Below are 8,345 nucleotides of genomic sequence, written 5' to 3' on the forward strand. Positions count from 1 at the left end.
CCGCAAAGCGGCCCCAGCACTATCAGCAGCAACGCCGAAATCCTGGGGGCCGCTTTGCGGCCCGATCGCGACACAAGGCCGCTCCTACAACGACCGCGATACTGCTGGAAAATCTATCTGCAAACGGATCCTGCACATGGCTGTCCCCTCCTCTGCTGTCCCACTGTTCCCACGCAAACTGGCCATCGCCCTGCTGGCATTACTGGCCTGCTCATTCGCCGGCAACCACATCGCCGCACGCATCGCCTTCGATGACGGCACCGGCGTGCTGCTGGCCATCCTCTGCCGCTCGGGTATCACCTTGCTGGTGCTGGCCAGCCTGCTGCTATGGCAACGCCAGGCCTTGGGCCTGCCCACCGGCACCCGTCGCTGGCAGTTGTTGCTTGGCCTGCTGATCGCAACCCAGAGCCTTTGCCTGTACTCGGCAGTTGCGCGCATTCCAGTGGCCCTGGCATTGCTGGTGGGCAACACCTTCCCGATGCTGCTGGCGCTGCTCACCTGGGCACTGGGCGGTGCACGCCCCAGCGGCCGCACACTGCTGTTCATGGGCCTGATCCTGTGCGGCCTGGTGCTGGCACTGGATGTGCCGGCCCGGCTGGCCGACAACGGCGCGGCCAACCCGCACTGGGCGCTGGGCGTCAGCCTGGCCTTCGGTGCCGCCTGCGCCTTTGCCTGTGCCTTGTGGATCACCGACCACAAGCTGGCCACTGTGCGCGGCCCGGTACGCAGCCTGCTGACTTTGCTGATCGTGTTCTCCAGCATGCTGGTTGCAGGCGCAAGTGGCGTGATGCCGTCCGGCTTGTCGCTGCCGGGCAGCAGCAGTGGCTGGGCTGCCCTGGCCAGCCTGGTGGTGCTGTATGGCCTGGCCTTCACCTTGCTGTTCGTCTGCGTACCGCGCCTGAACATGGCGCAGAACGCGCCGGTGATGAACGTTGAACCTATCGCCACCTTGCTGCTGGGCTGGGCCTTGCTCGGCCAGCAGCTGGGCACCCTGCAATTACTCGGCGGCGCCGTGGTGGTGTGCGGCATCGTGCTGCTCACTTACCGGCGGCCCAGCTGACTCTTTTTTAAGGAGCCTTGAATGGCTGTGACCGAACTGCACCTGCACGACCGCCTGACCCACCTGAGCCTGGCCCCGGAGCTGGGCGCCAGTTTGGTCAACTGGGAGGTGACGGCGACCGGGCAGGCGCTGCTGCGCCATTCCGATGCCAATGCCTTGGCCAGCGGCACACCGCGGCGCCTGGCCTGCTACCCGCTGGCGCCTTGGTCCAATCGCATTGCCGAGGGTGGCTTTGCCCGGCCCGAGGGGTGGCAGGCACTGGCACCGAATACCGGGCACGATCCCTACCCGATTCATGGCAGCGCCTGGCAGCAGGCCTGGCAGGTTGAGCATCACAGTGAACGACGCGCACGCTTGACGCTGGACAGTGCCGTGCCGTTTGCCTACCAGGCCACGCTGGATGTGCACCTGCATGAGGGCTGCCTGAACCTGGAACTGCATGTGACGCACCTCGATGAGCCGGCTACCTGGTATGGGTTGGGGCTGCATCCTTACTTTCCGCGGTTTCCCGATACCAAGTTGTATGCGCCGGCGCACAAGGTGTGGCTGGCCGAGGATGGGCGATTGCCGTCGTACCAGGCTGAGGTGCCCGAACAGTGGCGTTTTGAAACGTTGGCCAGCCTGCCGGAGACGGTGGTTGATCATGCCTTCAGTGGCTGGCCGGGGGAATTTGTGATCGAACAGCCGGGCGCCGGGTACCAGTTGGCGTGCAGCGCCAGCGGGGCCGAGCACTTCTTGCTGTTCTGCCCGCTGGGGCAAGGTTTTTTCTGCTTTGAGCCGGTTAGCCACCCGATCAATGCACATCACTTGCCGGGGCGCCCGGGATTGAGGCTGTTGCAGCGGGGGGAAGTGATGAACCTTGGGTTCAGGATGCAGTATCGAGCATTGTAGTTGTGTTGCCTGAATTGGGGCTGCTTTGCAGCCCTTTCGCGACGCAAGGCCGCTCCCACAGGAGATCGCATGCCATGAAAGTTACGCGATCCTCTGTGGGAGCGGCCTTGTGTCGCGAAAGGGCCGCATAGCGGCCCCAGGATCTCAGGCCTTATGCCAATACTTCGGTAGTCCCCGCCACTGGCTTTTCAGAAACATCACCCCGCACCTCGCGCGCCACCTTCCACACCAGCACCGCCGCCACGATATCGAACGCCGCCAGCACCACGAACAGCGGGCTATAACCGATCTGCGTCACCAGCACCCCGAACACCAGGGTAAACGCCGCTGCCCCCAGGTACCCGCACATGCCACCCATGCCGGTCGCGGTCGCCACCTGGTCCTTGCTGAACGAGTCCGAAGTAATCGAGTACAGCGCCCCCGACAACGTCTGGTGGGCAAACCCGCCAATGCACAGCAGCAGGATCGCCGTGTACGGGCTTTCCACCAGGCCGATGCAGGCCGGGCCGATCATGCAACTGGCGCCAAACACCAGCACCATCTTGCGCGAGGTGAACAGCGACACCTTGAAGTAGCGGTGGAACAGCGGGCTTAGGTACCCACCCAGCACGCAGCCGATGTCGGCAGCCAGGAACGGCAGCCAGGCGAACATCGCCACTTCCTTGATGTTCATGTGCCGCTCGGTCATCAGGTACAGCGGGATCCAGGCATTGAAGGTTTGCCAGGCCGGCTCTGAAAGGATCCGCGCCGAAGCGATGGCGTAGAAGTTGCGGGTCTTGAAAATGCGCTTCCACGCGCCCTTCTCACGGGTCTGCTGTTTGAAGTGCGCTTCCTGCCCGGCAAGGATGTAGTCGCGTTCTTCCTCACTCAGGCGCTTCTGGTCACGCGGGTGCTTGTACAGCAGCATCCACAGCAGGGTCCAGACGATGCCGGAAATACCAACAATCACAAACGCCAGCTGCCAACCGCTGTGCAGGATCGCCCACACCACCAGCGGCGGCGCCAGCAAGGCGCCAAGCGACGAGCCAATGTTGAACCAGCCAATCGCCACCGAACGCTCCTTGGCCGGGAACCACTCGGTGGTGGCCTTGACCCCGGCCGGCAGGCCAGCGGCCTCGGTCATACCCAACAGCCCGCGCATGAACGCCATGCTCTGCCAACCGCTGGCCAGGGCCGCGCCAGCACAGGCCAGCGACCAGGCCATGGCGAACACGGCAAAGCCCAGCTTGGTGCCGATGAAGTCGATAAACCAGCCAGCGACGGGCTGCATGAGGGCGTAACAGATCTGCCAGGCGGCGACGATCTTGGCGTATTGCTCGGTACTGATGGAAAGGTCGGTCATCAGGGTGGGGGCGGCCACCGAGAGCGTGTTGCGGGCGAGGTAGTTGACGACCAGCCCAGCCGTGACAAGGCTGACCATCCACCAGCGGATGCCTTTCATCTTCATGGTTCACCTGAATTTTTGTTTTTAGAGTTGCGGGTGATTGGCGCAAATGCCGGCAGGGTCTATTTGCGACAAATTGTTTCAGACGAAAGAGTGCCACGTCATAGGTCGTCGTACAACATTTATTATTTTGCGATGTTTTTATCTTCGTTGTACGATCTCAGTTCAGCTGTTGGGCGCGCAGCATCTGCGCCAGCATGTCGATGAAGGCCCGGACTTTGGCCGAGCCATACTTGCTTTCCCGGTGCAGCACATGAATCGGCCAGGGTGCCTCTTCATATTCGGCCAGGATCACCTGCAACTGCCCACTGGCCAGCTCATCCGCTACCTGGTACGAAAGCAGGCGGGCAATCCCCAGCCCGCCACTGGCTGCGGCGATCGCCCCATCATTGCTGGTCACTGTCAGCCGTGGCTTCATACGCACCAGGGTCGGCTCATCGGTCACCCCAAAGCGCCAGCCGGCCCGTGGCGACAGGTTGGTAGTACCGATTACCGCATGCTCCGCCAGGTCCGATGGGTGCTTCGGCACGCCATGGCGCGCCAGGTAGTCGGGAGAGGCACACAACATGCGCCGCACCCTACCCACCCGCAGCGCCTTCAACCCGGAATCGGGCAACGGGCCGATACGCACGGCCACGTCCATGCCCTCCTCGACCATGTTCACCACCCGGTCAAGAAAGTAGGCGGAAACATCGACTTCCGGGTACTGCTGCAGGTAGCGGACGATACAGGGCATGACGAACTTCTTGCCGAACAGGATCGGCGCGGTAACCGCCAAATCGCCCTTGGGGGTGGCGTTGATGCCGGCGGCCGCTTCGTTGGCTTCGTGGATGCTGGCGAGGATATACCGGGTGTCTTCCAGGTAACGGCCGCCTGCTTCAGTCAGGCGCACGCTGCGGGTGGTGCGTAGCAGCAACTTGACCCCAAGCTGCTCCTCCAGGGCGCTGACGGCACGGGTGACGGCGGCCGGGGAGATGTCCAGGCGGCGGGCGGCGGCGGCAAAGCTTTCCAGTTCGCCTACGGCGACGAACACCTTCATCAGGTGGATCTGGTCCATGCGGGCTCCTGGGGGCTATGAGGTGCCGGGATTATCTTTTATCTGGGCAATATTTGTTACCTGGACCGCGCAAGGTACATGTGAATCAGGCATCCAGCACCAACGCCTGCCCTCCCTCGTCCACTCTCGCTGGCACGGCACAGCAGATCAGCACCGCCCCCGCCTCCGGCAGCTCTGCTGGCGGGTTCGGGTAATGCACCTGGCCACTGACCAGCCGGGTCTTGCAAGTACCACACGACCCACCCCGGCAACTGAACTCCGGCGTCAGCCCACGCGCCTCGGCCAGTTCCAGCAGCGTGCCGCTACCGGGCGCCCAACGTGCCTCTTTAGCCGATGCCGCAAAATACACCGGCACCGGCTCGTTGGCAGCGGGCGGCTGTTGCAGGGTGGGCTGGTCATCGTCGGTGTGCCGCCGCAGCGTCGACGGGCCAAAGGCTTCAGCGTGGATCCGCGCATCCGGCACATGCACTGCGCGTAACCCTTCATACAGCTCCTGAGTAAAGCTGCCGGGCCCACACAGGTAGAAATCGTAGTCGTCCAGCGCCAGCGTCGCCTTTACCTGCTCGATGCCCAGCCGGCCGGCAAAGTCATAATCTTGCCCAGCCAGCGCATGGCTCTCCGGCTGGCTAAGGGCACGGTACACGCGCAGCATGCCAGCGGCTTGTTGCTGCAAACTGGCCAACTCGTTGCGGAACGGCAAGTCGGCCAGACTGCGCGCGCCATGGAACAGATGAATGCGCCTTGCCTGCCCCATGCCTACCTGCTCGCGCAGCATGGCCAGCAACGGCGTAATACCAACGCCCGCGCCGATCAGCACCAGCGGCCGCGTGCTCTGTTGATCCAGGGTGAAGCTGCCCATGGGGGGACGCACGTTCAGCACATCGCCTGCCACGACGCGCTCATGCAGGTATCGCGATGCCGTGCCCTGGCTTTTGATGCTGATGCGCAGGTAGCCATCAGACGGCGCGCTGGACAGGCTGTAGGTGCGGATCAGTGCAGCCTCACCGTCGGGCTGGACTTGCACCGGAACATGTTGCCCTGGCGCAAAGGCCACGGCACTGTCGACGGGGGGCTCAAGGTAGAACGAGCGGATATCGCGGCTCTCCTGCTCCACCCGTAACACTCGCCAGGCCTGCCATTGGCGCTGTTGCTGGCGCTGGCGCAGGCGCATTTCGGCCTCGGCCCAGGTGCCGGTCATGAGGCTGGTCGGTGCGAATTCCTTGAAGGCCCAGCGCAGGGATACCGCAGCCGGGCGCCACACCACCTGCTCGACATCCAGCGTCCATAGCCGCTCGGCGCCCTCAAAGGCCTGGATAGTCGGGCTGTCCAGCTGCAACTCGGCATGCCCGTATAGCTGCAGCACGTTGCCGTTGCTGAAGTCGATGAACAGCAAGCCTGCTCGCGGGTTCAGCAACAGGTTGCCCAGGGTGTTGAAGTGCAGGTTGCCGGCATAGTCGGGAATAGTCAGGCGGTTGCCCTCGACCTTGACGAACCCAGGCCGGCCGCCACGGTGGGAAACATCCACCGAGCGCAGGCCCTCTTCGTGCTCGACATAGCTGGCAACGAAGAAGGTATCGGCTGCCTGGATCATGCTGATGGCTTTGCCATCCAGTGAAGTCGCGTCGACGCGGCCCTGGGCGGGCTCTTCGACGTGGGTGTATTCACGCAGCTGGATGTACTGCGGACAGTTGCCGAACGACTGCTCCACGATCACCTGCAGTTGCCCTTCTGCAGCCTGGCGAATCTGCCCATTGAGGCGATTGCGCCGGCGCGTATGCAGTTCGATACCCAGCAGGCCAACCGCCTGCCCGGCTGCCAACCCCGGGGTGGCGGGGTCGTCTGCAGGCAACGTTGTGTCGATCATCAATTGGCGCGGGTCCGGCGAACTGACAAACCCTTCCGGCCCTTCCAGCAGCGTTGCCCAGGGCCGGCCCTGGGCGTCCACGCTGGCAGCGACCATGAACGGCAGTTGCTGATAGAAAATGCGGTGCTGGTCGGGCATGTAGTCACGAATGACCTTCTGCCCGAACGCCTCCATGCGCTCTGCTACACCGGCTTTTTCCTGCAGGGTTTTCTCACCCGCATGCCAGGGCGAGTGGCGGTGGTCCGGGGGCTGTTGCATGGCGGCGTTCCTCGCGATGGCGGGGTGTCAGGCGCTGGTCTGCAGCCCGATCACGGTGCGTGGCATGGGCACGAAGCCCGGCAGCGCCTCGACCCGTGCCAGCCAGCTGCGCACATTGGCGTAGGGCTCCAGCGACACGTTGCCCTCTGGTGCGTGGGCGATGTACGAGTAGTTGGCGATGTCGGCGATGGTAGGTGTGCTGCCTGCCAGGAATGGCGTCTTGGCCAGTTCAGCGTCGATCACTTTGAGCAGGGTGTGGGCGCGGGTAATCACTTCGTCGGTGTTGAACGAAGCCCCAAACACCGTGACCAGGCGCGCGGCGGCGGGGCCAAATGCCAGCGGGCCGGCCGCCACCGAGAGCCAGCGTTGCACACGGGCGGCGGCAGCGGGTTCTTCAGGCAGCCAGGTGCCGTTATCGTACTTTTTCGCCAGGTAGACGAGGATGGCGTTGGAATCGGCAACCACCGTGCCGTTGTCGTCGATGACCGGGACCTGGCCGAACGGGTTGAGGGCAAGGAAGTCAGGTTGCTTGTGCGCGCCTTTTGCCAGGTCGACAAACACCAGCTCGGTGGGCAGGTTCAGCAGCGAGAGCATCAGCTCGATGCGGTGGGCATGGCCAGACTTGGGGAAGTTGTAGAGCTTGATCGGGTTCGACATGGGCTTGGCTCCTGGTCAGCACCGGGGTGGGCTGATGGAGCACATGCTGCACTGGTTGGGCTGGCAGCAGAATCCGTATGGCGGGGAAACCATAATTTCGCGGGGCGGAATAATGGTTTCCAAAATATGCGCACGCCCCCTACAGGTCGGCGCTAGCCAATACAAATACCTGATTAGTGCAGCTTGTTGAAATACCGGAACAACCCGCGCGCAGCCTCGACCACCTGAGGCACGCAGGCCTGGATATCTTCATCGCTCATCTGGTCCAGCAGCTCGAAGTTATCTTCCAGCCCATGCAGGGAAATGGCCTTGAGGAGTTGGTCCTGCTCCGCCGGCAACTCGCCCCAACCGGCGATCTGGGTACCGCGCATGTAGCCGAAGCACCACTCCTCCATGACGATCACAGTGCCCTGCTCGCCTTCGCTTTCCTCGAACAGCGGCTCAAACTGGTCGACGTTGTCGCCCAGCTCTTCTGCCACCTGGCTGGAATAGCGCAGCATCAACGCCACATAGGCTTCTTCATGTGCCGGCTTCTTGAACTTCGGCACCTTGCCACCGGCCACTGCGGGCAACCAATGCTCCGGGGTTACGGTGGCGGGCGAGCTGGCCAGTGCAGTGAAAAAGCCGTTGAGCTCGGCCAGGTTGAGCACCGAGTAGTCATTGCCGTAGGTGATCAGCAGGTCTTCGAGGCGGTCGAGTTCTTTTTCGCTGAGTGGGGGGAGCATGTGGTTGGATCCTGGGAGGCAAAAGTGTGTGCACCGTAGCATATGCAGGCCAGCAAGGGCTGCGGCAACAAGGGATCAGGGGGTGATCGGTGTTGTAGGAGCGGCGCCAGCCTTTGCGGGTGGCGCCTCTCAGGGCTTACACCGCCAGCGCACGCTCACGCAGTTCGCTGTTGAGGATGCGGTCGTTCTCGCTGTAATCGACCGGGCAGTCGATCACGTGCACGCCTGGGGTCTTGATGCAGTGCTCCAGCAGCGGCAGCAGGCCTTCGGCGCTTTCCACGCGGTGGCCATTGGCACCGTAGGCTTCGGCGTACTTGACGAAGTCCGGGTTGCCGTAGTCCAGGCCGAAATCGGTGAAGCCCATGTTGGCCTGCTTCCAGCGGATCATG

General features: G+C 63.1%; 8 protein-coding genes. 2 read left to right on the top strand and 6 right to left on the bottom strand.

Annotated features, from left to right (window positions below; all coding sequences use genetic code 11):
- The first annotated feature begins 136 nt into the window (after positions 1-136).
- Positions 137-1,060: a DMT family transporter gene (locus ABE456_RS27730; RefSeq protein WP_346646777.1), complete on the top strand. Its 924-nt coding sequence runs from the start codon at positions 137-139 to the stop codon at positions 1,058-1,060.
- A gap of 21 nt (positions 1,061-1,081) precedes the next feature.
- Positions 1,082-1,951: an aldose 1-epimerase gene (locus ABE456_RS27735; protein WP_346646778.1), complete on the top strand. Its 870-nt coding sequence runs from the start codon at positions 1,082-1,084 to the stop codon at positions 1,949-1,951.
- A gap of 151 nt (positions 1,952-2,102) precedes the next feature.
- Here the strand turns inward: ABE456_RS27735 and ABE456_RS27740 are convergent, their stop codons facing one another.
- The 6 genes from ABE456_RS27740 to ABE456_RS27765 form a co-directional block, all read right to left on the bottom strand.
- Positions 2,103-3,398: an MFS transporter gene (locus ABE456_RS27740; protein ID WP_346646779.1), complete on the bottom strand. Its 1,296-nt coding sequence runs from the start codon at positions 3,396-3,398 to the stop codon at positions 2,103-2,105.
- Between the two features lie 157 nt (positions 3,399-3,555).
- A complete protein-coding gene (locus ABE456_RS27745; RefSeq protein WP_346646780.1) occupies positions 3,556-4,452 on the bottom strand; it encodes a LysR family transcriptional regulator in 897 nt (298 codons plus the stop codon).
- A gap of 85 nt (positions 4,453-4,537) precedes the next feature.
- Complete coding sequence (locus ABE456_RS27750) at positions 4,538-6,574, bottom strand: pyridoxamine 5'-phosphate oxidase family protein (RefSeq protein WP_346646781.1); 2,037 nt, start codon at positions 6,572-6,574, stop codon at positions 4,538-4,540.
- 27 nt (positions 6,575-6,601) lie between these two features.
- Positions 6,602-7,231: a glutathione S-transferase gene (locus ABE456_RS27755; RefSeq protein ID WP_346646782.1), complete on the bottom strand. Its 630-nt coding sequence runs from the start codon at positions 7,229-7,231 to the stop codon at positions 6,602-6,604.
- Positions 7,232-7,404: 173 nt separating this feature from the next.
- A complete protein-coding gene (locus ABE456_RS27760) occupies positions 7,405-7,956 on the bottom strand; it encodes a UPF0149 family protein (RefSeq protein WP_346646783.1) in 552 nt (183 codons plus the stop codon).
- Between the two features lie 136 nt (positions 7,957-8,092).
- Positions 8,093-8,345: thiamine pyrophosphate-dependent enzyme (locus ABE456_RS27765; protein WP_262982783.1), on the bottom strand; the 253-nt coding region annotated here is incomplete at its 5' end.

The organism is Pseudomonas sp. TWI929, assembly GCF_039673335.1.
Classification (GTDB): Bacteria; Pseudomonadota; Gammaproteobacteria; order Pseudomonadales; family Pseudomonadaceae; genus Aquipseudomonas.